Source organism: Pantoea sp. Cr_R13 (genome assembly GCF_029222565.1).
Classification (GTDB): domain Bacteria; phylum Pseudomonadota; class Gammaproteobacteria; order Enterobacterales; family Enterobacteriaceae; genus Pantoea; species Pantoea eucalypti.
Genome location: NZ_JARHXL010000015.1, coordinates 80,438 through 106,992, shown reverse-complemented (window position 1 = coordinate 106,992; position 26,555 = coordinate 80,438). Strand labels below are relative to the sequence as shown.

At 56.7% G+C, this 26,555-nt stretch carries 23 protein-coding genes; 9 read left to right on the top strand and 14 right to left on the bottom strand.

Annotated features, from left to right (window positions below; genetic code table 11):
• Positions 1 to 116: 116 nt before the first annotated feature.
• From mdcE to glpD, 6 genes are all read right to left on the bottom strand, one after another.
• Positions 117 to 917: a biotin-independent malonate decarboxylase subunit gamma gene (mdcE, locus tag P2R09_RS15395; RefSeq protein ID WP_275771026.1), complete on the bottom strand. Its 801-nt coding sequence runs from the start codon at positions 915 to 917 to the stop codon at positions 117 to 119.
• A complete protein-coding gene (locus P2R09_RS15390; protein WP_078805134.1) occupies positions 917 to 1,750 on the bottom strand; it encodes a biotin-independent malonate decarboxylase subunit beta in 834 nt (277 codons plus the stop codon). The genes mdcE and P2R09_RS15390 overlap by 1 nt, the downstream gene beginning before the upstream one ends.
• Positions 1,743 to 2,042, bottom strand: a complete 300-nt coding sequence (gene mdcC / locus P2R09_RS15385) for a malonate decarboxylase acyl carrier protein (RefSeq protein ID WP_275771024.1) — start codon at positions 2,040 to 2,042, stop codon at positions 1,743 to 1,745. Before mdcC ends, P2R09_RS15390 begins: the two co-directional genes overlap by 8 nt.
• Positions 2,043 to 2,050: 8 nt before the next feature.
• A complete protein-coding gene (locus tag P2R09_RS15380; RefSeq protein WP_275771022.1) occupies positions 2,051 to 2,911 on the bottom strand; it encodes a triphosphoribosyl-dephospho-CoA synthase in 861 nt (286 codons plus the stop codon).
• Positions 2,911 to 4,566 (bottom strand): malonate decarboxylase subunit alpha, encoded by a 1,656-nt coding sequence (mdcA, locus tag P2R09_RS15375; protein ID WP_003853034.1) that lies wholly within the window; start codon positions 4,564 to 4,566, stop codon positions 2,911 to 2,913. Before mdcA ends, P2R09_RS15380 begins: the two co-directional genes overlap by 1 nt.
• A gap of 358 nt (positions 4,567 to 4,924) precedes the next feature.
• A complete protein-coding gene (gene glpD / locus P2R09_RS15370) occupies positions 4,925 to 6,430 on the bottom strand; it encodes a glycerol-3-phosphate dehydrogenase (RefSeq protein WP_003853033.1) in 1,506 nt (501 codons plus the stop codon).
• Positions 6,431 to 6,657: 227 nt separating this feature from the next.
• On the opposite strand from glpD, the gene glpE reads away from it, so the two are divergent.
• From glpE to malQ, 5 genes are all read left to right on the top strand, one after another.
• On the top strand, positions 6,658 to 6,984 hold the full coding sequence (gene glpE, locus P2R09_RS15365; RefSeq protein WP_003853030.1) for a thiosulfate sulfurtransferase GlpE: 327 nt from the start codon (positions 6,658 to 6,660) through the stop codon (positions 6,982 to 6,984).
• A 29-nt stretch (positions 6,985 to 7,013) separates the two neighbouring features.
• Positions 7,014 to 7,835, top strand: a complete 822-nt coding sequence (gene glpG / locus P2R09_RS15360) for a rhomboid family intramembrane serine protease GlpG (RefSeq protein WP_275771223.1) — start codon at positions 7,014 to 7,016, stop codon at positions 7,833 to 7,835.
• A gap of 30 nt (positions 7,836 to 7,865) precedes the next feature.
• A complete protein-coding gene (locus tag P2R09_RS15355; RefSeq protein WP_003853028.1) occupies positions 7,866 to 8,624 on the top strand; it encodes a DeoR/GlpR family transcriptional regulator in 759 nt (252 codons plus the stop codon).
• Positions 8,625 to 8,784: 160 nt separating this feature from the next.
• Positions 8,785 to 11,190 carry a maltodextrin phosphorylase gene (malP, locus tag P2R09_RS15350; protein WP_275771015.1) on the top strand — a complete coding sequence of 802 codons (2,406 nt, stop codon included), beginning with the start codon at positions 8,785 to 8,787 and terminating at the stop codon, positions 11,188 to 11,190.
• Between the two features lie 9 nt (positions 11,191 to 11,199).
• On the top strand, positions 11,200 to 13,281 hold the full coding sequence (gene malQ / locus P2R09_RS15345) for a 4-alpha-glucanotransferase (RefSeq protein ID WP_275771013.1): 2,082 nt from the start codon (positions 11,200 to 11,202) through the stop codon (positions 13,279 to 13,281).
• Between the two features lie 35 nt (positions 13,282 to 13,316).
• On the opposite strand, the gene nfuA is transcribed toward malQ, so the two are convergent.
• Together nfuA and gntX are read right to left on the bottom strand one after the other, a co-directional pair.
• The gene (gene nfuA, locus P2R09_RS15340; protein ID WP_003853024.1) at positions 13,317 to 13,892 is read right to left on the bottom strand and encodes a Fe-S biogenesis protein NfuA; all 576 of its coding nucleotides are present in this window, start codon (positions 13,890 to 13,892) and stop codon (positions 13,317 to 13,319) included.
• A 58-nt stretch (positions 13,893 to 13,950) separates the two neighbouring features.
• Positions 13,951 to 14,631: a DNA utilization protein GntX gene (gene gntX / locus P2R09_RS15335; RefSeq protein WP_275771010.1), complete on the bottom strand. Its 681-nt coding sequence runs from the start codon at positions 14,629 to 14,631 to the stop codon at positions 13,951 to 13,953.
• 34 nt (positions 14,632 to 14,665) lie between these two features.
• Between gntX and bioH the strand changes: the two genes are divergently transcribed.
• The gene (gene bioH / locus P2R09_RS15330) at positions 14,666 to 15,442 is read left to right on the top strand and encodes a pimeloyl-ACP methyl ester esterase BioH (protein ID WP_275771008.1); all 777 of its coding nucleotides are present in this window, start codon (positions 14,666 to 14,668) and stop codon (positions 15,440 to 15,442) included.
• Between the two features lie 171 nt (positions 15,443 to 15,613).
• Positions 15,614 to 15,883, top strand: a complete 270-nt coding sequence (locus tag P2R09_RS15325; protein WP_003853019.1) for a YdgH/BhsA/McbA-like domain containing protein — start codon at positions 15,614 to 15,616, stop codon at positions 15,881 to 15,883.
• Here P2R09_RS15325 and P2R09_RS15320 read toward each other — a convergent pair whose 3' ends face one another.
• The 4 genes from P2R09_RS15320 to yjbE all read right to left on the bottom strand — a co-directional run bounded on the left by P2R09_RS15320 (position 15,884) and on the right by yjbE (position 21,034).
• The gene (locus tag P2R09_RS15320) at positions 15,884 to 17,569 is read right to left on the bottom strand and encodes an alpha-amylase family glycosyl hydrolase (protein WP_275771005.1); all 1,686 of its coding nucleotides are present in this window, start codon (positions 17,567 to 17,569) and stop codon (positions 15,884 to 15,886) included.
• A gap of 127 nt (positions 17,570 to 17,696) precedes the next feature.
• The gene (locus tag P2R09_RS15315) at positions 17,697 to 20,024 is read right to left on the bottom strand and encodes a Tex family protein (protein WP_275771004.1); all 2,328 of its coding nucleotides are present in this window, start codon (positions 20,022 to 20,024) and stop codon (positions 17,697 to 17,699) included.
• A gap of 103 nt (positions 20,025 to 20,127) precedes the next feature.
• Positions 20,128 to 20,601, bottom strand: a complete 474-nt coding sequence (gene greB, locus P2R09_RS15310; RefSeq protein WP_003853016.1) for a transcription elongation factor GreB — start codon at positions 20,599 to 20,601, stop codon at positions 20,128 to 20,130.
• 184 nt (positions 20,602 to 20,785) lie between these two features.
• The gene (gene yjbE / locus P2R09_RS15305; RefSeq protein ID WP_003853015.1) at positions 20,786 to 21,034 is read right to left on the bottom strand and encodes an exopolysaccharide production protein YjbE; all 249 of its coding nucleotides are present in this window, start codon (positions 21,032 to 21,034) and stop codon (positions 20,786 to 20,788) included.
• Positions 21,035 to 21,571: 537 nt separating this feature from the next.
• Here yjbE and ompR point away from each other — a divergent pair.
• The gene (gene ompR / locus P2R09_RS15300) at positions 21,572 to 22,291 is read left to right on the top strand and encodes a two-component system response regulator OmpR (protein ID WP_003853014.1); all 720 of its coding nucleotides are present in this window, start codon (positions 21,572 to 21,574) and stop codon (positions 22,289 to 22,291) included.
• A complete protein-coding gene (gene envZ / locus P2R09_RS15295; RefSeq protein ID WP_003853013.1) occupies positions 22,288 to 23,655 on the top strand; it encodes a two-component system sensor histidine kinase EnvZ in 1,368 nt (455 codons plus the stop codon). The genes ompR and envZ overlap by 4 nt, the downstream gene beginning before the upstream one ends.
• 38 nt (positions 23,656 to 23,693) lie before the next feature.
• On the opposite strand, the gene pckA is transcribed toward envZ, so the two are convergent.
• The gene (gene pckA / locus P2R09_RS15290; protein ID WP_003853012.1) at positions 23,694 to 25,313 is read right to left on the bottom strand and encodes a phosphoenolpyruvate carboxykinase (ATP); all 1,620 of its coding nucleotides are present in this window, start codon (positions 25,311 to 25,313) and stop codon (positions 23,694 to 23,696) included.
• A gap of 374 nt (positions 25,314 to 25,687) precedes the next feature.
• Positions 25,688 to 26,554 (bottom strand): Hsp33 family molecular chaperone HslO, encoded by an 867-nt coding sequence (gene hslO / locus P2R09_RS15285; protein WP_003853011.1) that lies wholly within the window; start codon positions 26,552 to 26,554, stop codon positions 25,688 to 25,690.
• Position 26,555 lies beyond the last annotated feature (1 nt).

The window sequence follows — 26,555 nt, the reverse complement described above, 5'->3', positions numbered from 1 at the left end:
GAAAAATTCTTTAAAAACAGCGATGTTTATAATTCTGAACACGGCCCCTGCTCCGGGGCGCACGTCGCTATGCGCCCCGTCAGACCGGTTTCGGCAGGTTGGTTTTTTTTATGTCATTACCAGGTCGCGCGCATACGTTCGCGAACCAGGGAGGAGCTTTGACGATTAGAGGCGCCAAGGCGGTTTTTCAGGGTAGGATCCTGACGTGCGTCACTGATCGCCTTCTGTAATGAAATTTCGACCATCGCCACATCAGCGTCAGACGGCGCATCAGGATTGGCAACGTTCAGCAGATCAGAAAGCAGACCCAGCGTGGCGAAGTTATTCACGTCATAGGCCATTGGGGGAATGGTGGCGGCCAGTTTCTCCAGCGCCTCTACAGAACGCAGTGTGATGCGCGCCGCTGACGCTTTGCCCATGGCGTGCACCAGCACGCCCTGATCGTTGAGCGCAATCAGGCGGTTGGCCTGACATCCGTGTGCCAGGAACGCACCGGACATCGCTTTACCCACAATCAGACCAATCACCGGATGACCGTCAAGGCGCGCATTCGCATAGGCGCCTGCTGCACCTGCCAGCGCCTGGTGAATGCCAAACGCCTCTTCGCGGCGACCGTAGGCCTGACTGGGGACGTCGATCACCGCCACAATCGGACGTTTCACAGCGCTGTTTTTGTCAGCTTCCCGCGTTTCATTCACCACTTTCGCCAGCGTCCAGCCTTCCAGCAGACCCACTTCGCCCTGCGCGGCGCGCGGATAGTGGTTTTGGGCATCGGGCACGACGGCGATAAAGCGGACATCTTCGCCATTAAGCTGGCCGTCAGCCACCTGAACAGAGGCGCACAGACCGCTCAGGCGCTGTGCATCAGGTGCAAGTTTTTCCAGCCAGGTTGCACCACGGCTGCTTGTCTGTGTCATTATTTCTCCTCCCGGGCGAAAAGCTGTTTAATCTGCGCGGTGTCCGCCTGCTGGCGGGTATCGAACTGCGTCAGACGTGACAGGAAGTCGTCATACTTATCACTGCGGTTCTGCGCCGGAACGCCCCTGGCAATAAAATCATGCATCGCGGTTTTCACGGCATTGATACCGTCATTCACCAGCGCATCGACCAGGCCGCTGGCGTAGCGGATTTCGCCGCCGGTCATGCTCCAGATAAACGGACGATCGCGTGAGTCGTACTCTTCAATCCCCGCTTCCTGCTCAATCACCTGCGGGCCGTTCAGGCCCAGACGAGCTTCACGGGTCACAATCAGGTAGCTGCAGAGCGCGGCGGCGATAGACATCCCGCCGAAGCAGCCAACGGTGCCGCTGACGATGCCGATCACCGGGGTGTAGCGACGCAGGTCAACAATCGCCGCATGAATATCCGCAATCGCTGCCAGTCCCAGGTTAGCTTCCTGTAACCTTACGCCACCGGTCTCAAGGCAGAGCACCGCCTGTGTCGGAATACCGTTGCGATTGTCTTCTGCCGCCAGCTCCAGCGCCGCCGCCATCTTCGCCCCGGAGACTTCGCCCATGCTGCCGCCCTGGAAGGTGCCTTCGATGGCGATCACCACCGCAGACTGACCGTTCAGCGTGCCGCGTGCCACGACCATGCCATCATCGGACTGGGGCACCACGCCTTGCGGAGCCAGCCAGGGCGACATGATGCCCTCAAAAGGATCAAGCAGTTCGCGGTAGCTGCCCGCATCCAGCAGCGCATGCGCACGTTCACGGGCACGTAATTCAATAAAACTGGCATCGTTACGCATGACTCACCTCTTCAAAAACCTGTTCAATACGAATACGCGCCACGCCGGGTGTCGCACCGAAATCGTGGATAATCATCTCTCCGGCGGGCAGGCCGTTGATTAAGTTCAGGCGGTCAAACAGCGCTTTCCAGCGGGCGTCGCTGTTATCCAGTGAGGTGGTGATATTGATATTCAGTGTCTGGCCTTCAGTTGCGGTGTACAGCACTTCCATATCACCGGAACCAACGACCCCGGCCAGTGCTCTGCCACTGAGCAGGCGGTTAGCAGGTAGAGATAATGTGATGTGTTCCATAATGGCCTCTAAAAATAAGAATGTTCAGGCGAACAGACCCGATCGATAAACAGCGTTGCGGCCAGCAAATCGGCGGCTCCGCCCGGCGAGGCGTTGAGGGCCAGCATCCGGCGGTCAAGCTGCTGAAGCGCCCTCTGACCCGCTGCTGTACGGCAGCCGCCTGCCAGCAGCACGGCGCGTGCGCCCTGTTGCATGGCGTCGAGTCCGGTCATGCCTGCACGTGAGAGCACGCAGGTATCGCTGAGTGAAGTCATGATTGCCATCAGCGCATCCAGCCGGGCTTCGCTCTCACTGGCACCAACCGCACGGCTGATCAGCAACTGCGGCAACGCCAGCTTCATCGCGTGAGGAAATGCCTGTTGCGCCTCTTCGCGTGCGCCGGGTACCTGATAGCGGTGCGTCGCTTTTAACCCTTTGCTGAACACTCTGGGGGCGTGGCTGTCGGGCAGGCTCGCCAGCGCCGCTGCGGTGCGGGTCAGCGTGTCAGCCGTGGTTGTGCCACCCTGCATGGCAGCGGCACTGACCAGCAATCCCAGCGCCCAGATCGCGCCCCGATGGGTGTTCACGCCGCCGGTTGCCGCCATCATCTGCTGTTCGCCGTCTCGGCCGAGCCGACCGACTGTTTCGCGCAGGGCGATGTCGGCGGGACGAAGCCAGCTGTGACGGGCCAGCGCCAGAAAGGTGGGCATCAGGCTGTGGGCGGAACGCTCCATCAGCGCCAGCGTCAGATCCTGATGTGCGCCGTTTCCCCGACTGTCTACCAGACCCGGCTTGGGGCTCAGGCGTGCTTCATCGATCAGGCAATCGCGCGCAATCGTCGCCAGATGACTGGCCTGCGCCTCGGCATGAGTCTGTGACAGGAGTTTCATTACCAGCTCCGGAATTTAGCAGGCGGGTTGTACAGGCCATCTGACCATTCAACCAGGTCAGCGACGCTGCCAGCGGCAAGCAGTGAACGGGTGGCATCGGAGCGACGAATACCCATATCTTCCGGGTAAACTACTTTGCCGCTTTTACGCAGGGCAGCGACGCGTGCAGCATCCACACCCAGACCGATATCGGTAATTCCGGCGACTGCGGCGACCATGGCGCGACGTTCCTCAAGGCTTTCTGCCCGATAGAGATAGGCGATACCTTCCTCGGTCAGCACGTGCGTCACGTCATCGCCGTAGATCATCACCGGCGCCAGCGGCATACCGGATGATTTCGCCACTTCAACCGCATCAAGGGTTTCAACGAAGGTCGGTTTTGCACCGGCCTGGAAGGTCTCGACCATCTGCACCACCAGTTTTTTACCGCGCTGCATCGGGTCTGGCTCGGTGATCATATTCAGCCAGGCGGGTGTTGCGTGGCGGCGGCCATGGGGATCGTGACCCATGTTTGGCGCGCCACCGAAGCCGGAAAGACGACCACGGGTGACGGTAGAGGAGTTGGCCAGGCCATCAACCTGCAGGGTGGCACCGATAAACATATCGACCGCATACTGGCCTGCCAGCTGACAGAACGCGCGGTTAGAGCGCATTGAACCGTCGCTGCCGGTAAAGAAGATGTCGGGACGGGCGCGGATATACTCTTCCATCCCCAGCTCGCCGCCGAAACAGTGCACGCTCTCCACCCAGCCGCTCTCGATGGCCGGGATCAGCGTCGGATGCGGGTTCAGCGCCCAGTGCTTACAGATTTTGCCTTTCAGACCGAGCTGTTCGCCGTAGGTGGGCAGCAGCAGTTCGATCGCGGCGGTGTTAAAACCGATACCGTGGTTAAGCGACTGCACCTGATGCTCGGCGTAGATGCCTTTAATCGCCATCATTGCCATCAGGATATGCTCCTGCTTAATCAGGCGCGGATCGCGGGTAAACAGCGGTTCGATAAAGAACGGTTTATCTGCCACCACGATGTAGTCAATCCAGGAGCCAGGAATATCGACGCGTGGCAGGTCGGTTTCGTCATCGACCAGTTCGTTGACCTGGGCTATCACGATACCGTCACGAAATGCGGCGGCTTCCACCAGCGCCGGGGTATCTTCGGTACTCGGGCCGGTATAAAGGTTGCCTTTGCGGTCGGCTTTATAGCCGGCAATCAGCGCCACATTCGGACTGAGGTCAACGTAGAGACGGGAATAGAGTTCGATATAGGTGTGAATCGCGCCGATTTCCAGCTGACCATCCTGCAACAGCTGAGACATGCGCAGGCTCTGCGGACCGGAGAAGGAGAAGTCGAGTTTGCGGGCAATGCCTTTTTCAAAAATATCGAGATGTTCGCTGCGGCCGACGCTGGGCATAATCATATGCAGGTCGTGAATTTTCGCCGGATTTACCGCCGCCAGGGTGCGGGATAAAAAGTCAGCCTGCTTCTGGTTATTCCCTTCCAGTACCACGCGGTCGCCTGGTGCAATTAACTGTTCAAATGCTTCAACGGCTCTTTCAGCAGGAATAACTTTGCCATCAAGGGGAAAGGATGCCAGACGACGCGCTTTTTCACTGCGGCGTGTGTTCCACTCCCGGGCAGGCGTTTGGCCTGTGTTCATTTCAACCTCCGGATTTGAATCGTTCTGTTGACGTTTATGCTGAGGGAAGTCTGAGCTTTCTTAAAACGGTGTTCAATTAAGCAAAAAAGCGGAACGTTAGATTTAAGGTAACAATGGCGAAAAGGGGGATACGCAGTCAGGACGCGTTAAGTTTACGCGGGGAAGCATGAAGAAAAGGTTGCAGGGGGCACTAGCCTGAATCGGTATTCATGATGAACAAAGCCAGTCAGACCGGTTTGCTCGCTGACAGGCGTTTCTCCCGATGAGGTGTGAGGATGCGGCTGGCCTGAATATTAACCGAATAAGCAGCCAATAAAAAAGCAGGCCGAAGCCTGCTTTCTGTTGTTGTATAGCTCGCTTATGACGCCAGCGACAGTGCCGGTTTCGCTTTCGCCGCCAGCCACTCTGCCACACGGGCCTGCTGCTCTTTGGTCAGCCACATACCCTGTTTGGTACGACGCCAGATAGCATCGTCAAGCTCACGTACCCATTCATGCTGCACCAGGTAGCGTAACTCCGCCTCATAGAAGTCGTGACCGAAGTTCTCACCCAGATCGTCCAGACTTTTCGCACCTGCCAGCAGGGTTTCAGTGCTGCTGCCGTAAGTGCGTGAGAAGTGGCGCGCCATGTTTTCGGTGATGAATGGATAGCGACGACGCAGGCTGACCGCGTAATCATCGCTGGTGCCGTTGATATTACCGCCCGGCAACACGCAGTTTTTGGTCCAGGCTGGGCCGGCTTTCGGATAGTACTTCGCCAGTTTTTCCAGCGCATGTTCTGCCAGCTTACGATAAGTGGTCAGCTTGCCACCAAACACGGAAAGCAGCGGTGCCTGACCGTTATCATCACGCACATCCAGCGTGTAATCGCGAGTGATCGCCTGCGGCGAATCAGACTCGTCATCGCACAGCGGACGGACACCTGAGTAAGACCAGACGATATCGTCGGCGGTCAGCTGCTTTTTAAAGTGTCCGTTGAACACTTTCAGCAGGTACTCGGTCTCGCTGTCATCGATATGGACGCTTTTCGGATCGCCTTTGTATTCCACATCGGTGGTGCCGATTATTGAGAACTCATCCATCCAGGGAATGACAAACACGATGCGGTTATCTTCGTTCTGCAGGATATAAGCCTGTTTCTCGGTATGGACGCGCGGCACCACAATGTGGCTGCCTTTGATCAGTCGGATACCGTAAGGCGATTTCAGCTTCAGGCTGTCGTCGAACAGCTGTTTGACCCAAGGGCCTGCCGCGTTGACCAGACCTTTTGCCTGCCAGGTAAAGGTTTTGCCGGTATCAACATCTTCGGCTTCGACCATCCACAGGCCACCTTCACGCCAGGCGCGGGTGACACGAGTACGGGTACGCACTTCGCCACCATGCTTAACCACTTCCTGCGCATTCAGGACGACCATGCGGGCATCATCTACCCAGCAGTCGGAGTATTCGAATCCGCGCGTGATTTCTGGCTTCAGGGCCGAATCCGCGCCAAATCGCAAACTTTTGCTGCCTGGCAGGCTGGTACGCTTGCCAAGATGGTCATACATGAACAGGCCGGTACGAATCATCCACGCCGGACGCAGATGCGGACGGTGCGGCAAGCGGAAGCGCATCGGAAACGCCAGGTGCGGCGCCATTTTCAGCAGGACTTCACGCTCGGCCAGTGCTTCACTGACCAGGCGGAATTCGTAGTGTTCAAGGTAGCGCAAGCCGCCATGAATCAGTTTTGAGCTGGCTGAAGAGGTCGCGCAAGCCAAATCCCGCGCCTCCAGCATTAACACCGACAGTCCGCGTCCTGCAGCGTCTGCTGCAATGCCGGCACCGTTGATGCCGCCGCCGATCACGATCAGGTCTTTGGTTTCCACGTCATCTCCTCCGATGTTCGGAATAGTTCTCTTATGTTCGTTTTCGAGCATAATCATAATCGCAAACCAACATTTACGCCAGTCTTTAACCCGGTAAAAACATTTTTGCGTGATATAGCTAACATTCTGCCCACCAAAAAAACAGATAGCCGTAACGATTGTCAGGTTATCGGCGCGGATTATCGGGTTACACTACGCGCTATTGTGATGTTGTTATGAGAGACCCCATGGAAACGTTTGAATGTATTGATGTGCAGCAGGCGCAGGCGCGTCTGGCGCAGGGTGCGCTGCTGGTGGATATCCGTGATCCGCAAAGTTATGCCCTTGGCCATGCGGCGGGCGCGCTGCATCTGACCAACGCCAACCTCAGCGAGTTTGTCAGTGGCGCGGATCAAAGCCTGCCCGTGCTGGTGATGTGCTATCACGGTAATAGCAGCAAAAGTGCGGCGCAGTATCTTCTGGGACAGGGCTTCAGCGCGGCGTACAGCATTGATGGCGGCTTTGATGCCTGGCGTGCCGCCTTCCCTCAGCAGGTTGCCTCTGGCAGTGAATAGCTTGCTGCTCGTCACATGGAGAGTTAATGATGCGCATTACCCAATTTAATCAGCCGCGCATGGCGCAGGCGTTTGTTGACTACATGGCGACGCAGGGCATCACGTTGCGTATCGAGCATGAAAATCACTACGTCATCATGCTGGATGATGAGAGCAAGATTGCAGTGGTCGAAAACGAACTCCAGCAGTTTCTGCACGACCCTAACCATCCGCGCTATCAGGCCGCCAGCTGGCACAGCGGCAAGACTGACAGCGGTTTACGCTATGAGCGCAGCAATATCTGGGCGAACATCCGCGAGCGTGCCGGTCCGCTGACCATGACCCTGATGGTGCTCTGCATCGCGGTCTTTATTCTGATGCAGGTCATGGGCGATCAGGCCGTGATGGCATGGCTCTCCTGGCCGGATGCCGACCAGCATCTTCAGGTCTGGCGCTGGTTCAGTCATGCGCTGCTGCACTTTTCACTGCTGCACATCCTGTTTAATCTGATGTGGTGGTGGTATCTCGGCGGCGTGGTTGAGAAGCGTCTGGGCAGCGGCAAACTGTTTGTAATTATGCTGATTTCGGCGCTGCTCAGCGGCTGGCTGCAGGCGAAGTTCAGCGGTATCTGGTTTGGTGGGCTGTCGGGCGTGGTCTATGCCCTGATGGGTTACTGCTGGCTACGCGGTGAGCGCGATCCCGACAGCGGCGTCTATCTTGAACGGGGATTGATCGGTTTTGCGGTGGTCTGGCTGGTGATTGGCTGGTTCGGCGTCTTTGGTTTGGCGATTGCCAACGCGGCGCACGTCGCTGGTCTGGTGGTCGGGCTGGCGATGGCGCTGGTCGATACGCGTAACGTCACGCGTCGATAGACAGGTTTAGCGGGTTAACAGGAGAGGAACGTGAAGCAGACGCAACGTCATGACGCGATTATCGATTTAGTCCGTCGTCAGGGATATGTCAGTACTGAGGAGCTGGTAGATCATTTTGAGGTCAGCCCGCAAACCATTCGTCGCGACCTCAACGATTTGGCCGATCAAAACAAAATTCAGCGCCACCACGGCGGCGCGGCGCTTCCTTCCAGCTCTGAGAATACCGCCTGGCACGATCGCAAAATGATGTGGTCAGCGGAAAAAGCGCGGATTGCGCAGCGTGTTGCCAGCCAGATCCCGGATGGCGCTACGCTGTTTATTGATATTGGTACCACGCCGGAAGCGGTGGCGCATGCGCTGCTCAACCACAGCAATTTACGTGTGGTGACCAATAACCTTAACGTCGCGATGCTGTTAATGGGCAAACCCGATTTCCGGGTGATTATCGCGGGCGGTGAAGTGCGCACCCGCGATGGCGCGGTGATGGGGGAAGCGACGCTCGACTTTATTTCTCAGTTCCGGCTCGATTACGGCATCCTGGGGATCAGCGGCATCGACATGGATGGGTCGCTGCTGGAGTTCGACTATCACGAAGTCCGTACGAAACGCGCGATTATAGAAAATTCACGCTGCGCGATGCTGGTGGTGGATCACTCGAAATTTGGCCGAAATGCCATGGTTAACCTTGGCAACATGAGTCTGCTGGATTATCTCTACACCGATAAAATGCCGCCAGCCAGCGTCATGAAAGTGATTGAGCAGCATGAGGTTCACCTCGAACTCTGCTGATTCCTGCGACGCCAGCCGCCCGGCTGGCGTTTTTCTTTGATTGTTGTCGCTTTTTCCCCCACTCACGTCTTAACTTAACGGTTGCTGGCACTCGGTTGCCAGCCCGTGCGCTTTCTATTTTTGTTTTGCTTCACCTCATTGCGTAACAGAAGGGAGTGATATGCCGCAGCAAAAATTTAATAAAGCCCGTTTTACCGCTGCTCTGACCCGCCAGTGGCAACAGTTGAGTCTCCATTCCGCCCAACAGATGACCTCGCACCAGGCGTGGCAGGCGGTCAGTGCGGCACTGGCAGAACTGCTGGATACCCAGCCGGCACCGCGTCCGGCTAAGCAGCAGCGTCACGTAAATTATCTGTCGATGGAGTTTCTCATTGGTCGTCTGACCGGCAACAATCTGCTGAATCTCGGCTGGTATGACGAGGTCAAAGCCGCGCTGGCTGAGCAGGAACTTGATTTAACGGAATTGCTGGAGCAGGAGATCGACCCGGCACTCGGCAACGGCGGGCTGGGGCGACTCGCCGCATGCTACATGGATTCGATGGCAACGGTGGGGCAGTCCGCCACCGGCCACGGGCTGAATTATCAGTATGGCCTGTTCCGCCAGTCTTTCGATGAGGGTAAGCAGATTGAAGCGCCCGATGACTGGCAGCGTGAACGCTATCCATGGTTTCGTCACAATGCGGCGCTGGATGTGGACGTTGCAATGGGCGGCCGGGTGGAAAAGCGTGAGGATGGCGGTGTGCGCTGGCTTCCCGATTTTACGCTGCGTGGTGAGGCCTGGGATTTGCCGGTGACCGGCTACCGCAACGGCGTGACGCTGCCGCTGCGCCTGTGGCAGGCCGTGAGTGCGCACCCGTTTGACCTGACGGCCTTTAACGAGGGCAATTTCCTGCAGGCGGAGCAGCCTGGTATTGAGGCGGCAAAACTCACCAAAGTGCTCTATCCCAATGACAACCATCAGGCCGGCAAGCGGCTGCGTCTGATGCAGCAATATTTTCAGTGTGCCTGCGCCGTAGCCGACATCCTGCGCCGTCACCATCTGGCGGGCCGCAGCATTCAGAGTCTGCCGGATTTCGAGGTGATCCAGCTCAACGATACCCATCCGACTATTGCCATCCCCGAGATGCTGCGTGTGCTGCTGGATGAACATCAGCTGAGCTGGGATGAGGCGTGGCATATCACCAGCCGTTTGTTCGCTTACACCAACCACACGCTGATGCCAGAGGCGCTGGAGCGCTGGGATGAGAAGCTGATGCGCAGCCTGCTGCCGCGCCATATGCTGATTATCAAAGAGATTAATCAGCGGCTGAAAAAGCAGGTGAAACAGCACTGGCCGGATGACAAAGCGATGTGGCACAAGCTGGCGGTGGTGGCGGACGGACAGGTGCGCATGGCCAATCTCTGCGTGGTGAGTGGCTTTGCGGTCAACGGCGTGGCGGCTCTGCACTCCCGTCTGGTGGTCAGCGATCTCTTCCCGGAATATCATCAGCTCTGGCCGCAAAAATTCCACAACGTCACCAACGGCATTACGCCGCGTCGCTGGCTGAAGCAGTGTAATCCGGCGCTGGCGGCACTGATTGATGAGACGCTGAAAACGGAGTGGGCCAATAACCTTGATGCGTTAACCGGTCTGGAGCCGTATGCCGACGATCAGGCGTTTCGTCAGCGCTATCGCAGCATCAAACAGCAGAACAAAGCGCAGCTCACAGAGTATATCGCCCGCCATACCGGCATCATCGTGAACCCGGCGGCGCTGTTCGATGTGCAGATCAAACGTCTGCATGAGTACAAACGCCAGCACCTCAGCCTGCTGCATATCCTCTACTGCTATCAGAAGCTCCTGAACAACCCGGAAGATGTCACCTTCACGCCGCGGGTGTTCCTGTTCGGGGCCAAAGCCGCACCGGGTTACTACCTGGCAAAAAACATTATCTACGCCATTAACAAGGTTGCGGAGGTGGTGAACAACGATCCGCGGGTGGGTGACAGGCTCAAAGTGGTGTTTATCCCCGACTACCGCATCACCGTGGCTGAACTGATGATCCCGGCGGCCGATCTCTCCGAGCAGATCTCTACAGCCGGTTATGAAGCCTCGGGCACTGGCAACATGAAGCTGGCGCTGAATGGCGCGCTGACTATTGGCACGCTGGATGGTGCCAATGTCGAGATTGCCGAACAGGTGGGTGAGGAGAATATCTTTATCTTCGGTCACACCGTGGATGAGGTGAAGGCGCTCAAAGCGAAAGGCTACAACCCGAAAAAGGTGCGTAAGCAGAACAAGCCGCTGGACGATTTACTGAAATCGCTGGAGAAAGGCAAATTCAGCGACGGGGATAAACATGCGTTTGACCTGATGCTGGAGAGCCTGACCAAAAATGGCGATCCCTGGCTGGTGCTGGCTGATTTTCAGGCCTATGTCGAGGCACAGCAACGGGTGGAAGCCCTGTGGCGTGACCCGGAAGGCTGGACCCGCGCCGCTATCCTCAATACGGCCCGAACCGGCATGTTCAGTTCGGACCGTTCCATTCGTGACTATCAGCAACGTATCTGGCAGGCACCGCGCTAAGGAGCAGCAATGAAGCAAAATGCACTCGATCAGGCCGCCCGTGCCGCGGGAATTTCACTGGATTACATCAACGTTAACGGCGAGAAAGCGGCGATCAGCGATGAGACCAAACGCGCGCTGCTGGCGGTAATGGACGATCCGCAGGATGCCAAAAAATCACCGCTGCCGCCGGTCGCGGTGTTCAGCGGCAGTGGCAAACGGCAATTGACGCCACAGGGCAGCGGCGTCTACAGCTGGCAGTTGCAGACCGAAAAGGGCAAGCAGTTTAGCGGCGAGTTAACCGCCGGAGAGCCTTTTTCGCTGCCGGGGCCGCTGACACAGGGTTATCACCAGCTCACGCTCACTAAAGGAAAGAAGCGCTGGCAGACGCGGATTATTGTCGCGCCGCGCCGCTGCTATCTGCCGCCAGCGCTGGAGGCGGGAGAGAAACGCTGGGGCGCGCTGGTGCAGCTCTACACGGTGCGATCTGAACAGAACTGGGGCATTGGCGACTTCGGCGACCTTGACCAGCTGCTGGTGCAACTGGCTGAGCGCGGCGGCGATTTTGTCGGGCTGAATCCGCTGCATGCGCTCTATCCCGCCAGCGCCGGTTTCGCCAGCCCGTACAGTCCGTCATCCCGCCGCTGGTTGAACGTGATTTATATCGACGTCAGTCAGGTCGCCGATTTTCAGCAAAGCGCGGCAGCACAGAAGTGGTGGAAAAGTGCCAAAACCCAGAAGGCGCTGACCAAAGCGCGAGAGGCGGAGTGGGTTGACTACGAGGCCGTCATGGCGCTTAAGCTCACTGCGCTGCGGCACGCCTGGGCCCACTTCCAGGCACGTGATAACCAGAGCGAAGAGCATCAATCCTGGGCTGCTTTTGTACGTGAAGGCGGCGACAGCCTGCGTTATCAGGCGGCCTACGACGGCATCCAGCTGGAGCGGCAGGCAGACAAGACGCAACAGGGCGGCTGGCCTGCGTGGCCGGAAGCGTGGCGTAACAGCCAGTTACCCGAGGTGCAGCAGTGGTGTGAGCAGCATGAAGAGGAGATCGCGTTCTGGCAGTGGCTGCAATGGCTGGCACAGCAGCAGTTCTCGGCCTGCTGGACGCACAGTCAGGCGCTGGGCATGAGTGTGGGGCTTTATCGTGATCTGGCGGTGGGCGTAGCAGAGGGCAGTGCGGAAACCTGGCACGACCCGGAGCTTTATCGCCTTAAAGCTTCAGTGGGTGCACCACCCGATCGTCTGGGTCCGCTGGGACAAAACTGGGGCTTGCCGCCGATGGACCCGCATGTGATGCAGGCGCGGGGCTATCAGCCGTTCATCGACATGCTGCGCGCCAACATGCGCGACTGCGGCGCATTGCGTATCGACCATGTGATGTCTCTACTGCGTCTGTGGTGGGTACCGGCCGGGGAGACGGCGGATAAAGGCGCGTATGTCGCCTATCCGGTCAATGACCTGCTGGGCATCCTGGTGCTGGAGAGCCATCGGCTGCGCTGCATGGTGATTGGTGAAGACCTGGGCACCGTGCCTCAGGAAATTATCAGCCTGCTGCGTAAAAGCGGCGTCTTTTCATGGAAAGTGCTCTGGTTTGAGCAGGAGAAAGATCAGCGTTATCGCGCGCCGCAGGACTATCCACGCCAGTCTATCGCCAGCGCCAGTACCCATGATCTGCCGACGCTGACCGGTTTCTGGGAGCAGGGCGACCTGGATCTGGGTGAGAAGCTGGGCCTTTATCCGGGCGATGCCGTGAAAGCGCTGCATCACCAGCGCGCCGCGCAAAAGCAGGCGCTGCTGGATGCATTGCATCAGGCAGGTGCCTTACCGGCCCGCAGTCAGAAGAAGGCGGAGAAGCTGACTATGACGCCTGCGCTAAACCGGGCCATCCATCGCTTCCTGGCGGATACCGACAGTGCGCTGCTTGGCCTGCAGCCTGAGGACTGGCTCGGTATGACCACGCCGGTCAACGTGCCGGGCACGGTAGAACAGTACCCTAACTGGCGACGTAAGCTGAGTAAAACGCTGGAGGCGATCTTTGCGGACAAGGAAGTGAATACGCTGCTGAAGGTGGTCAGTGAGCAGCGTCAGTCAGGACAGACAGGGCAATAAAAATAGCGCGGCAGTCAGGCTGCCGCGCTTTATCATCAGTAGAACGAGTGTTCGCCACGCTGATGCTCGGTAATATCCCGCACGCCTTTCAGTTCCGGGAAGGCAGCCAGCAGCTCTTTCTCGATACCATCTTTCAGGGTCACGTCGATCATCGAACAGCCGTTACAGCCGCCGCCAAACTGCAGAATGGCGTAACCATCTTCAGTAATCTCCATCAGCGATACGCGACCGCCGTGGCCAGCGAGCTGTGGGTTGATCTGCGCCTGCAGCAGGTACTCAACACGCTCAACCATTGGCGCATCATCAGAGACTTTGCGCATCTTGGCATTCGGCGCTTTCAGCGTCAGCTGAGAACCCAGATTGTCAGTCACGAAGTCGATTTCCGCATCTTCCAGATAAGGTTTGCTCAGTTCATCAACATACGCTGAGAGCTTCTCGAACTTCAGTTCAGTATCGGTGGCTTCAACAGCATCGGGCGGACAGTAAGAGACGCCACACTCGGCTGTTGGCGTACCCGGGTTAATCACGAATACGCGAATCTGGGTGCCATCTTCTTGTTTGGATAGCAGTTTAGAAAAATGTTCCTGGGCAGAGTCAGTAATTCGGATCATGTCGATTGCTCAATAGTTGACTAATTTAGTTGGTTATAATACGCCCATCAATGACGCGCTACAAGGTACGGCACAGACACCAGACCTGCACGCTGGAAGCACCCTGCGCCAGTAAAAGACGACTGATTTCATCTACGGTACTGCCGGTGGTAATGACGTCATCCAGCAAAGCGATATGGCGTCCCTGCACCGCCATTTCAAGGCGGAAGGCACCGCGTAAGTTAGTGCGGCGCTGGCGGGCGCTGAGCTGATGCTGTAATGCGCCTCTGCGCGTGCGGGAAAGCCCTTCACGCCATTCACATCCCAGCCAGTGCGCCAGCGGTGCGGCCAGCAGGACAGTCTGGTTGAAGCCGCGCTGCCAGCGTCGTCGCTGGTGCAGCGGAACCGGCAGCAGCAGATCAGGACGCGGCACATCACCGCGTCGGTAAACATTAAGCCAGCTTAGCAAAATCAGCCGCGCCAGCATCACCCTGAGTGCGGTTATGTGAGAAAATTTAAGCTGATTAACCCACTGGCTGAACGGCGGACAATAGTCATTAACGCAGACCAGCGCCTGCCAGGCGGGCGGTTTGAGCTGGCAGCGGCCACAGGCGACCTTTTCTGATCCTGCCGGTAACCCACAGCGTGGGCAGAGCCGCGGTAATGGCGGTAATTTGCGTAAACATAAGCTGCAGATACCGTGCCGGGCTATCCGCAACGGCATCCGGCATAGCCAACACAGGGCGGGCATTGCTAGCATAGCGACCTCCTTATCATTTTCGGGATAGTAACTGATGACGTCGCTCTACTGGCACACCTGCGGGGAAGGAAAACGCGATCTTGTGCTGCTGCACGGATGGGGACTGAATGCCGAAGTCTGGCAAAGCATTATTCCGCGACTCAGCACGCACTATCGTCTGCATCTGGTCGACCTGCCCGGTTATGGTCGCAGCCAGAACGTTGACGCGCTGACACTGGAGCAGATGGCTGAGCAGATAATGCCTTTGCTGCCACCGCAGGCCATTGTGGTGGGCTGGTCGCTGGGCGGACTGGTCGCGACGCAGCTTGCGCTGACCGCGCCAGAAAAGCTGGGCGCACTGATTACCGTTGCATCATCACCCTGTTTCACGGCCACAGAGCACTGGCCCGGCATTAAACCGGAAACGCTGCAGAACTTTCAGCAGATGCTCAGTAACGATTTTCAGCGCACGGTGGAGCGCTTTCTGGCGCTGCAGACGCTGGGCACCGAAACGGCGCGTGCCGATGCGCGACAGCTGAAAGAGGTGGTACTGTCACAACCCGTGCCGGAGGTGGCGGTGCTGGATGGCGGGCTCGACATTCTGCGTCAGGTCGACCTGCGCGACGCGTTACCGCAGATAACATTGCCGTTTTTGCGACTCTACGGGGCATTAGATGGCCTGGTGCCGCGTCGGATTGCTGCGGAGATCGATGAAATGTTGCCAGCCTCGCCCTCTGTGATTATCGAAAAAGCAGCACATGCGCCTTTTATTTCTCATCCAGAGATGTTTTGTCAGCACATTATTAATTTTATCAGCCATTTAGAGGGATAATTGTGCTGCGGGTTGGCAAAAATCGTTAACAGCATCAATACTTCTCTTTGTGAGCAAGGCCGCTGCAATTTTATGTGATTAGTCACGGAAATGACTATGCCGTTCCATACTGCCTTACGCGTTTAGCGGCTGCTTACATCTCACAATGGATCATGAATGAGGGTAAACATAATGAAGGTTTTTAAATGGGTTGTGGCTTCAATGATGATGGGCGCGATTTCATTTTCTGCGATGGCAGCGAAGGAAGTCACCAAAGAAGAAGTTAAGACAATGAACCTGCAGAAAATTGGCACCGTTAACACCACAGCGGAAACCACCTCGCCAATGGATGCTAAAAAAGTACTGTCTAAGCTCGCTGACGAAAAAGGCGGGAAATACTACCTGGTGATCGCCGGTCGCGAACACGGTAAATTCAGTGCAACGGCTGAAGTCTACAAGTAATTAACGCAGCCACATGAACTGCCAGGCATCCAGCTTAACCGGCTGGGTGCCATCAATCTTCTCTCCGCTCACCACATCCTGCAACGTTTGCGCCACCGGCAATCGCGTTTCCACTGACCGACCACTCAGATTAAACACACACAGTAGTCCGTCGCCACGCTCCGGCTGATGACGGCTGAGCACCAGCAGGGCGTTTTCGCTGTCGTAGATTGTCATCGGATTATCAGGATGGAATGCGGGCTGACGACGACGCAGCTGGATCAACTGGCTGAGTCGGGTATAAATCTGCTGACGCAACCAGTCACCGCCCGCCAGGGCCGCCTCAATCTGCTGTAAATCATACTTCTGACGGTTAATCGCCCGGTTATGTCCGGCGGCCCGCACGCCATCATAATGGTTACGACCGCCCAGAATGCTCTGGATATAGATGGCCGGCACGCCAGGAAAGACCAGCAGAATCGCATGGGCCAGCAGGAAGCGTTTCAGTCGCGTGGCATCATCATCCGCTTCGCGGTTCAGCGCATCCAGAAACGTGACATTAATTTCATAGGGGCTGGTGCTACCGTCAGGGTTGTTTTTATAGGAGACCAGTGCACCCTCCAGCGCCAGATCGCGCACCAGCGACACAATCTCCACTTCAGACAGGATGCCGCGCGCCGGATTCAGCCCGATACCATCGTGTGATGCCAGGAAGTTGAAGAAAGTGGTGTCATTACTACTGAGATCCAGTGAGCTGGCCCACTGCCGCAACGCACGCGCCGAGCCGGTGTGAATGGAATGCAACACCAGCGGCGGCAGCGAAAACTGATAAACCATCTGCGCTTCATCGTGCCCGTTGCCCAGGTAGCTGATGTTGTCCTGATGCGGCACGTTAGTCTCGGTAATAATCACCGTACCTGGGGCGACATGGTTGGCAATCGCGCGGAACAGCTTCACCAGTTGATGGGTCTTTTCCAGATGAATACAGCGCGTGCCTGGCGTTTTCCACATATAGCCAACCGCATCAAGGCGCACATAGTCGGCGCCACGGACCAGGTAGTCGAGCAACACGTTGACCATGCGCAACAATACCTCAGGATTGGCAAAGTTAAGATCAATTTGGTCGGCACTGAAGGTGGTCCAGATGAAGCGGGTATCACCATCCGCCATCTTAAAAGGTGTCAGCAGCGGCGAGGTACGTGGGCGCGTCACGGCGCTGAGATCCGTGGCGGGTGGCATGCTGATAAAGAAATCGTCCCAGCCGGGATCCTGCGCCAGAAAGTGGCTGAACCAGGCGCTTTTTGCCGACATATGGTTGCAGACGAAGTCGAACATCAGGCGGGTTTCCTGATGCAAACGCGAAATATCCTGCCAGTCGCCGCATACCGGATCGACCTCGTGGTAATCAATCACCGAAAAGCCGTCGTCGGACGACCAGGGGAAAAAAGGTAACAGGTGAACCAACGGAAAGGTGGATTGCAGGTGCTGCTGATAGAAACGGGAAAAGGTATTGAGCGTGGGTTTATCGGTTTCACGAAACTGGTCGGCGTAGGTGATGAGCACCACATCCTGCTCATCCCAGTGGGCCTTGCGCGGTAGCTTAATCGCCTCGCGGGCTGTGGCAATGTCAGCCTTCAGGCGCGCTAAGGTCGCCTCCGGGAATGTGCCAGCATAAATCTTATCAATCAGATCGGTGATCGTTTCCATCGTGAATTGGGTGCCACAGCAGGTGTTGTTTTTATGACAGGCTTCTTTTTAGCGTAGCGCGATGACGGGGATTTTCAACCGGGGGAAAGCGTGTGAAGAGGGGGCCTGATGCGGCCCCCTGAAAAGCTTAGCGTTTTTTGCCGAATGCCGCAGCCAGTGCATCACCCATTGCACTGTTGCCTGCGGATGCGCTGGCTGGACGCGGACGGCCTTTACCTGCAGCCGGACGTTTCTCTTCGCGCGGCGCGGCATTCTTCGCGCCACCCCGTGCATTGCCTTCGCCTGGCTGCTCATCAAGACGCATGGTGAGGGCGATACGTTTACGCTGGAGATCGACTTCCATCACTTTCACTTTGACGATATCGCCGGCTTTCACCACCTGATGCGGATCTTCCACGAAGCGATCAGAAAGCGACGAGATATGCACCAGGCCATCCTGATGCACGCCGATATCCACAAACGCACCGAAGTTAGTGACGTTGGTGACGGCACCTTCAAGGATCATGCCCGGCGTCAGATCGTTCAGTGTTTCAACGCCTTCCGCAAACTGTGCAGTCTTAAACTCAGGACGCGGATCGCGACCCGGTTTCTCCAGCTCTTTCATGATGTCGGTAACGGTCGGCAGACCAAAACGCTCATCAATAAAATCGCGCGGGCTGAGGTTACGCAGGCTGCCAGCATTACCCATCAGATCGCTGAGGGCCTGCTCGGTGGCGGCCAGAATACGTTCGACGACCGGATACGCTTCCGGGTGAACCGTTGAGGCGTCCAGCGGGTTATCGCCGTGATTGATGCGCAGGAAGCCCGCACACTGTTCAAAGGCTTTTGGCCCAAGACGACTCACTTTCAGCAGTTGCTGGCGGTTCTGGAAGCGGCCATTCTCGTCACGCCAGCCGACAATGTTCTGCGCCATCATGCGCGTCAGGCCCGCGACGCGGGTCAGCAGCGGCACCGAGGCGGTGTTGAGGTCAACGCCGACGGCGTTCACACAATCCTCTACCACGGCGTCGAGTTTCTTCGCCAGCTGGCTCTGACTGACGTCATGCTGGTACTGACCGACACCGATGGATTTCGGGTCGATTTTCACCAGCTCAGCCAGCGGATCCTGCAGACGTCGTGCGATAGACACCGCGCCACGCAGCGAAACATCGAGATCGGGGAACTCCAGCGCCGCCAGTTCAGAGGCCGAGTAAACGGAGGCGCCGGCTTCACTGACAATCACTTTCTGCGCCGTCACCTGCGGGAACTGCTGCTGCAGATCCAGGAAGAAGCGCTCGGTTTCACGTGAGGCGGTTCCGTTGCCAATCGCCACCAGCTCAACCTGATGCTTAATGCAGAGCGCGGCGACGGCAGCGGCGGCTTTGGCAGTCTGGCCGGTGTGCGGATAGACGGTATCGGTCGCCACGACTTTACCGGTGGCATCGACCACCGCGACTTTAACGCCGGTGCGCAGGCCGGGATCCAGTCCCATAGTGGCGCGCATGCCCGCCGGCGCCGCCATCAGCAAATCGTGCAGGTTGCGGGCAAAGACGTTAATGGCTTCATCTTCTGCGCGTTCGCGCACCGCACCCATCAGCTCCGTTTCCAGATGCAGCATCACCTTGATGCGCCACGTCCAGCTCACTACCGCTTTACGCCAGCTGTCGGCTGGCGCGTTGTTCAGGCGCAGATTCAGGTGTTCAGCGATCAGCGTTTCGCCATGGCTTTCACGTGGCGCTTCGTCAAACTGCGGGTCAGCATTCAGCGACAGTTGCAGTACGCCTTCGTTACGGCCACGCAGCATCGCCAGCGCACGGTGTGACGGCACGCTGCTCAGCGCTTCGTGGTGGTCAAAGTAGTCACGGAACTTCGCGCCCGCTTCCTCTTTGCCTTCCACCACACGTGACACCAGATGGGCATTTTTCCACAGATAGTTACGCACTTTGGCCAGCAGCGCCGCATCCTCGGCGAAACGCTCCATCAGAATATAGCGGGCACCATCCAGCGCGGCACGGACGTCAGCAACGCCTTTGTCCGCATCGACATACTGCTCAGCAAGCTGCTCAGGGATGTGAGAGGGCTCCTGCCAGAGCGTGTCCGCCAGCGGTTCCAGACCGGCTTCAATAGCGATCTGTCCACGCGTCCGGCGTTTTTGCTTGTAGGGCAGGTAGAGGTCTTCAAGCTCGGTTTTGCTGAGGGTGGTGTTGATGGCGCGGGCGAGGTCGTCAGTGAGTTTTCCCTGATCGTCAATCGACTTCAGAATCGACTGACGTCGATCTTCAAGTTCGCGCAGATAGCTGAGACGGGTTTCCAGCTGACGCAGTTGGGTGTCATCCAGCCCGCCGGTTACCTCTTTACGATAGCGTGCGATAAACGGCACGGTATTCCCTTCATCTAACAGGCGAACGGCGGCGTCAACCTGCTCTGGTCGCGCCTGTAGCTCACTGGCAATTATCTGGCTCAGAACTTTCATCATCAGGACTGTCTTGCTTTCCGGGTTGAGAAATAGCGGACAGTTATACGGATTGATGGTTAAAATTGCCAGAGAAGCGGGCGGCTTTCAGCGATAATCTGAATCGTTATTGCGGGTAGTCAATGGCGTTGACATACCACAGCGCCGGACCCACTGGGGTCTCAACAGTGGCGGCATCACCGACCTCTTTTTTCAGCAGCGCCCGCGCCATAGGCGAGTCGATGGAGATGTAATCTTTGCGGCCAAAAATCTCGTCGTAGCCCACAATGCGGAAGCGTTTGAGGTCGCCTTCATCGTTTTCAATTTCCACCCAGGCACCAAAGAATACTTTGCCATCCTGCTGGGGTGAGTAATCAACGATTCGCAGCTGCTCAAGGCTTTTGGTCAGATAGCGTACGCGGCGATCAATTTCACGCAGCCGTTTTTTGTTGTACTGGTAGTCGGCATTTTCACTGCGATCGCCAAGGCTGGCAGCCCAGGTGACTTTCTTTGTCACTTCCGGTCGCTCTTCACGCCATAAATAGTCGAGTTCCGCTTTCAGTTTGTCGAAGCCTTCGCGGGTAATGAGTCGGGTTTTCATGCTATACCGGCCAGAGAGATCTAAAGAGCGACAGTGTAAGGCAAAGAGGGCGCGGCAAAAAAGAGTCGGGGAAAGGGTTTTTAAAGGTTAAAAACCCACGTTGATTTCCCCGGCGGCGAAAGGGTTAGTACTGTGATTGAAATAGAGCCAGTCATCTGAAGCCGGCGAAAAAGAGTGCGAAAACTTATTTTCCGGCGTGGGTCGCCGTGGTGGTCGATGTGCCGGTGCTGTGACCGTCACCGCCGCCGCCGCCCATGGTGGCCAGTGCTACGCCCAGCAGGGCTGCGACTGCGCCAACACCGATGGCGTTAGAGTTACCTTGTGCTGTTGTTGTCGCTGCTGCGCCGGCCGCTTCACCGGTTGCAGTGGCAGCATAACCTGGGCTGACGCTGCCTAATGCCAGCGCGCTCAGCAGTAAAATTGTTTTTTTCATTGTATGTAATCCCCGTTGAGACATCGAATGTTGCCTGAGCAGTCTGGTTTAAAACGGGGAAGGCGAAAAGTTGGCTTTACTGATTGATTTAAAGGACTTTAGTTACAACTGGCCTTGCTGATGGCACGACTGAAACTAATCCGAGAGGAGCGTCGGGCATTATGCGGGGTTGCTGGAATATTATGCTGTCTGGCTGTGGTTGAGGTAGATTATCTGGAGCATATTCACAGTGATGGCTGATCATTAAGTCAAATTGCCTGCTAAATCACTGAATTAATACATTGATTAAACGCTGGCACGCTTCCAACGCCAGCGATTCAGAGAAACAAGGCCGTTTTTTCAGATTTGCCGTATCGGCTGTCGGGCGGGGTTAAAAGCGCTAAAACTGACCCTGAAACGCCTTAAATCAAATATAAGCCCCTGTTTAATATGCTTTGTAACAATTTTGGCTAGAATATAAACCAATAATGACTGTCACTATAAGGCATCTTTTTTTAACAATGTTGGTTCAGGCAATAGCGCCTTTGGGAGTTGAAAATGCAAGAGAACTACAAAATTCTGGTCGTCGATGACGATATGCGTCTGCGTGCACTGCTTGAACGCTATCTCACCGAGCAGGGCTTTCAGGTGCGCAGTGTCGCTAATGCCGAGCAGATGGATCGCCTGTTAACCCGTGAATCCTTCCATCTGATGGTGCTCGACCTGATGTTGCCAGGTGAAGATGGCCTCTCTATCTGCCGTCGTCTGCGCAGCCAGAGCAACCCGATGCCGATCATTATGGTGACGGCTAAGGGAGAAGAAGTGGATCGTATCGTGGGGCTGGAGATCGGCGCTGACGACTATATTCCCAAACCGTTTAACCCGCGTGAGCTGCTGGCGCGTATCCGGGCGGTACTGCGTCGTCAGGCCAATGAACTGCCAGGCGCACCTTCGCAGGAAGAGGCGATTATTGCCTTTGGCAAATTCAAACTGAACCTCGGTACTCGCGAGATGTTCCGTGAAGATGAGCCAATGCCGCTGACCAGCGGTGAGTTTGCCGTGCTGAAAGCACTGGTAAGCCACCCGCGTGAGCCGCTGTCTCGCGACAAGCTGATGAACCTGGCGCGTGGCCGTGAATACAGCGCCATGGAACGTTCGATTGACGTCCAGATCTCCCGCCTGCGTCGCATGGTGGAAGAGGATCCTGCGCATCCGCGTTATATTCAGACCGTCTGGGGTCTGGGCTACGTCTTTGTGCCGGACGGCAGTAAAGCATGAAGCGACTGCGCTTCTCGCCACGGAGTTCGTTTGCCCGCACCCTGCTGCTGATCGTTACCCTGCTGTTCGTCAGCCTGGTAACGACCTATCTGGTGGTGCTGAACTTCGCCATTCTTCCCAGTCTGCAACAGTTCAATAAGGTGCTCGCTTACGAAGTTCGTATGCTGATGACCGACCGGTTGCAGCTGGAGGATGGCACGCAGCTGGAAGTGCCACCGGCGTTTCGCCGGGAAATCTATCGCGAACTGGGGATCTCGCTCTATACCAATGCAGCAGCAGAGGAGAGCGGATTGCGCTGGGCACAGCATTATGAATTCCTGAGCGAGCAGATGGGACAGCAGCTTGGCGGTCCGACCGATGTCCGGGTTGAGGTTAACAAAAACTCGCCGGTGGTCTGGCTGAAAACCTGGCTGTCGCCCGATATCTGGGTGCGGGTGCCGCTGACTGAAATTCATCAAGGCGACTTCTCCCCGCTGTTTCGCTATACCCTGGCGATTATGCTGCTGGCGATAGGCGGTGCCTGGCTGTTTATCCGTATCCAGAACCGACCCCTGGTGGATCTGGAGCACGCCGCCCTGCAGGTCGGGCGCGGGATTATTCCGCCGCCGCTGCGCGAGTATGGCGCGTCAGAAGTACGATCGGTGACCCGTGCCTTTAACCAGATGGCAGCGGGGGTGAAGCAGCTGGCGGATGACCGTACGCTGTTAATGGCGGGCGTCAGCCACGATTTGCGAACGCCGCTGACCCGTATTCGTCTCGCCACCGAGATGATGAGCGAGCAGGATGGCTATCTTGCCGAATCGATTAATAAAGATATCGAAGAGTGCAACGCCATCATTGAGCAGTTCATCGACTATCTGCGCACCGGTCAGGAGATGCAGACCGAGCGCGCGGACCTGAACAGCGTGCTGGGCGAAGTGGTGGCGGCTGAAAGTGGCTATGAACGTGAAATCGAAAATGCAGTGATGCCGGAAGAGCTTATGCTGGATATCAACCCGCTGTCGATTAAACGGGCGCTGGCTAACCTGGTGGTTAATGCCGCGCGATATGGCAATGGCTGGATCAAGGTCAGCAGCGGACGGGAACTGCATCGCGCGTGGTTTCAGGTAGAAGATGATGGCCCTGGCATCAAGCCGGATCAGCTGGCGCATCTGTTCCAGCCGTTTGTGCGGGGCGACAGTGCCCGCAGCACCAGCGGTACCGGTCTTGGTCTGGCGATTGTACAGCGTATTATCGATGCTCATCAGGGCTCGCTGGAAATTGGCGAGAGTGAGCGCGGAGGTTTGCGTATTCGTGCCTGGTTGCCGTTAGTGGAAAGCATGGCGCTGAGCCACAACAACGGCAGCAACAGCGTGTCGGGATGATAAAACGGCGCGGCACTGTTATTGCCGCGCCGGTTCTTTTAGCGTTGCGGGCCCGCTTTCACCAGCGCAGCACCTGCGGCGTTATCGGTGTACTTGTCGAAGTTATCAATAAAGCGCTGTGCCAGACCCTCGGCAGCAGCAGTCCACTTCTCTTCACTCTCCCAACTACGACGCGGATCCAGCGTGTCACTATCCAGCTCGCCCAGCGCAACCGGCATCTGCAGATTAAAGATCGGCAGCGTTTCCGTTGGCGCATCATCCAGCTCACCCGCCAGGATCGCATTGATGATGGCGCGGGTATTCTTCAGTGAGATGCGTTTGCCGCTGCCGTTCCAGCCAGTGTTCACCAGGTAAGCCTGCGCACCGGACGCTTCCATTCGCTTCACCAGCACTTCAGCGTACTGCGTCGGATGCAGCGTCAGAAATGCCGCGCCGAAACAGGCGGAGAAGGTTGGGGTGGGTGCGGTCACGCCACGTTCGGTACCGGCCAGTTTGGCCGTAAATCCTGACAGGAAATGATACTGTGTCTGCTCCGGCGTCAGACGTGAAACCGGTGGCAACACGCCAAACGCATCGGCGGTCAGGAAAATCACTTTCTTCGCGTGGCCCGCTTTTGAGACCGGCTGCACAATATTGTCGATGTGATTGATCGGATAGGAGACGCGGGTGTTTTCCGTTTTGCTGCCATCTGCGTAATCAACGCTGCCATCTTCGCGTACCACCACATTTTCCAGCAGCGCGTTGCGGCGGATGGCTCGGTAGATCTCCGGCTCAGCCTGCTCAGAGAGGTTGATGGTTTTGGCGTAGCAGCCGCCTTCAAAGTTAAACACGCCATCATCGTCCCAGCCGTGTTCATCATCGCCAATCAACTGGCGATCAGGATCGGTGGAGAGCGTGGTTTTGCCGGTACCAGAAAGGCCAAAGAAGACCGCCACATCCCCTGCTTTACCCACGTTAGCGGAGCAGTGCATGGAGGCGATGCCTTTCAGCGGCAGCAGGTAGTTCATGATGGCGAACAGACCTTTCTTCATCTCGCCGCCGTACCAGGTTCCGCCAATCAGCTGCATACGCTCAGTCAGATTGAAAGCGACAAAGTTCTCTGAGTTAAGACCCTGCGCCTGCCAGTCAGGATTGGTGCATTTAGCTCCGTTCATCACCACAAAGTCAGGTTTGAAGTCGGCCAGCTCAGCATCGTCAGGCTGGATGAACATATTCTTCACGAAGTGCGCCTGCCAGGCGACCTCGGTGACGAAACGTACGCTCAGACGTGAATCGGCATTGGCCCCGCAGAACGCATCCACAACAAACAGACGCTTGCCGGAAAGCTGGCGGGTGACGCAGCTTTTCAGTGCGTTCCAGGTCTCCTGCGACAGAGGCTGATTGTCGTTTTTGCCGGTGCCCTGGTCGTTCCACCACAGGGTATCGCGCGTGGTGTCATCACGCACAATGTACTTATCCTTAGGCGATCGCCCGGTGAAAATCCCGGTGTCTACTGCAATCGCGCCGCTCTGCGTCAGGGTGCCACGAGCAAAACCTTCGAGGTCCGGGCGCGTCTCTTCCTGAAATAGTGTGTCGTAATCAGGGTTGTAAACCACTTCCGTGGTATCCACGATGCCCAAAGCGGCAAGGTCTTGCGAGGTCAGGCCGTTAACGCGCATTTTACTGCTCCTTAAATCGGTGTCTGTTCTGCAAAGCAGAGATAGGTTGGGATCGTGCCAACCGGCTGTTGCATCAGGTGCGGCGAATCACTGACAGTCCACTGCGCTTCGTCACGACAGCCTGCAAAGAGAACCGGACTTTTCAGGGCATCTGCCTCTGGCTTCCGGGCGTTTGCACGATCGCGCGCAGTTTACTCTTCTGCGTTACGGGAAAAAGGGCAGTGATCTAAAAATGCGACTCAGGGCGCGTTAAGGCTATGTTTCGAACGTTTAAAAGATGTTATGAAAGTAAAAAAAGATAATTTGTCTGGAAAATTATGGGGATAGGAAAGGGGAGAGGAGAAGGGGCGGCAGACGCCGCCCGAACAATCAAATCAGTGCAGACGGTCATCATTCTCAAGGGAGTGGCTGCGAATACCGGCGATATCGACAGCATCAAACACGTAGTTTGAACCGCAATAGTCACAGTGCATGTCGATTTTGCCATCTTCCGCGATGATCTCGTCCACTTCTTCCTGTGGCAGCGTAGTCAGCACTTCGCCACAACGTTCACGCGAACAGGTGCATTTGTAGATCACCGGCTGCGGATCGTAGAGGGTGACCTCTTCCTGATGATAGAGACGCCAGAGCGCTTCATTGGCAGGCAGATCGATCAGCTCTTCTGTTTTAATGGTTTCGGTCAGCGTCGCCAGATGTTCAAAGACCTCTTTCTCTGTGTCCTGCGCGGGCAGCACCTGCAGCAGAATACCGGCGGCGCCTTTGTCGCTGGTGCGGATAAAGAGACGCGTTGGCAGCTGCTCTGAGCGCATGAAGTAATCTTCCAGGCACGCTGCCAGGGTTTCACCTTCCAGCCCGACTACACCCTGGTAACGTTCACCCTTTTCAGGCGAAATCGTGATCACCAGATAACCGTTGCCGACCATGCTTTTCAGGGTGCTGTCGTCCGGGATGTCGCCTTTGATGCGCGCAACGCCACGCAGCTCCTGATTGTTGTTGCCGTTGATCACGGCCAGCGACAGCGGACCGTCACCCTGCAGCTGTACGGTGATTTCGCCATCAAACTTCAGCGTGGCGGTCAGTAAGCTGGTCGCTACCAGCATCTCACCCAGCAGCGTTTTAACCGGTGCCGGATAGTCGTGATTTTTCACGGTTTCACGCCAGGTGTCAGAGACGTTCACCAGCTCGCCGCGCACGGCGGCATTTTCAAACAGATAACGGTGCAGTTGATCCTGGACTGACATA

Excerpts from the sequence above, each read along its gene's own strand:
- greB (WP_003853016.1), bottom strand. The coding sequence starts at position 20,601 with ATGAAAACCCGACTCATTACCCGCGAAGGCTTCGACAAACTGAAAGCG.
- mdcC (WP_275771024.1), bottom strand. The coding sequence starts at position 2,042 with ATGGAACACATCACATTATCTCTACCTGCTAACCGCCTGCTCAGTGGC.
- glpE (WP_003853030.1), top strand. The coding sequence starts at position 6,658 with ATGGAAACGTTTGAATGTATTGATGTGCAGCAGGCGCAGGCGCGTCTG.
- glpG (WP_275771223.1), top strand. The coding sequence starts at position 7,014 with ATGCGCATTACCCAATTTAATCAGCCGCGCATGGCGCAGGCGTTTGTT.
- mdcA (WP_003853034.1), bottom strand. The coding sequence starts at position 4,566 with ATGAACACAGGCCAAACGCCTGCCCGGGAGTGGAACACACGCCGCAGT.
- P2R09_RS15390 (WP_078805134.1), bottom strand. The coding sequence starts at position 1,750 with ATGCGTAACGATGCCAGTTTTATTGAATTACGTGCCCGTGAACGTGCG.
- malP (WP_275771015.1), top strand. The coding sequence starts at position 8,785 with ATGCCGCAGCAAAAATTTAATAAAGCCCGTTTTACCGCTGCTCTGACC.
- envZ (WP_003853013.1), top strand. The coding sequence starts at position 22,288 with ATGAAGCGACTGCGCTTCTCGCCACGGAGTTCGTTTGCCCGCACCCTG.
- P2R09_RS15320 (WP_275771005.1), bottom strand. The coding sequence starts at position 17,569 with ATGGAAACGATCACCGATCTGATTGATAAGATTTATGCTGGCACATTC.
- malQ (WP_275771013.1), top strand. The coding sequence starts at position 11,200 with ATGAAGCAAAATGCACTCGATCAGGCCGCCCGTGCCGCGGGAATTTCA.
- hslO (WP_003853011.1), bottom strand. The coding sequence starts at position 26,554 with ATGTCAGTCCAGGATCAACTGCACCGTTATCTGTTTGAAAATGCCGCC.
- gntX (WP_275771010.1), bottom strand. The coding sequence starts at position 14,631 with ATGCTAGCAATGCCCGCCCTGTGTTGGCTATGCCGGATGCCGTTGCGG.
- bioH (WP_275771008.1), top strand. The coding sequence starts at position 14,666 with ATGACGTCGCTCTACTGGCACACCTGCGGGGAAGGAAAACGCGATCTT.
- yjbE (WP_003853015.1), bottom strand. The coding sequence starts at position 21,034 with ATGAAAAAAACAATTTTACTGCTGAGCGCGCTGGCATTAGGCAGCGTC.
- P2R09_RS15325 (WP_003853019.1), top strand. The coding sequence starts at position 15,614 with ATGAAGGTTTTTAAATGGGTTGTGGCTTCAATGATGATGGGCGCGATT.
- P2R09_RS15380 (WP_275771022.1), bottom strand. The coding sequence starts at position 2,911 with ATGAAACTCCTGTCACAGACTCATGCCGAGGCGCAGGCCAGTCATCTG.
- P2R09_RS15315 (WP_275771004.1), bottom strand. The coding sequence starts at position 20,024 with ATGATGAAAGTTCTGAGCCAGATAATTGCCAGTGAGCTACAGGCGCGA.
- ompR (WP_003853014.1), top strand. The coding sequence starts at position 21,572 with ATGCAAGAGAACTACAAAATTCTGGTCGTCGATGACGATATGCGTCTG.
- pckA (WP_003853012.1), bottom strand. The coding sequence starts at position 25,313 with ATGCGCGTTAACGGCCTGACCTCGCAAGACCTTGCCGCTTTGGGCATC.
- mdcE (WP_275771026.1), bottom strand. The coding sequence starts at position 917 with ATGACACAGACAAGCAGCCGTGGTGCAACCTGGCTGGAAAAACTTGCA.
- nfuA (WP_003853024.1), bottom strand. The coding sequence starts at position 13,892 with ATGATCCGAATTACTGACTCTGCCCAGGAACATTTTTCTAAACTGCTA.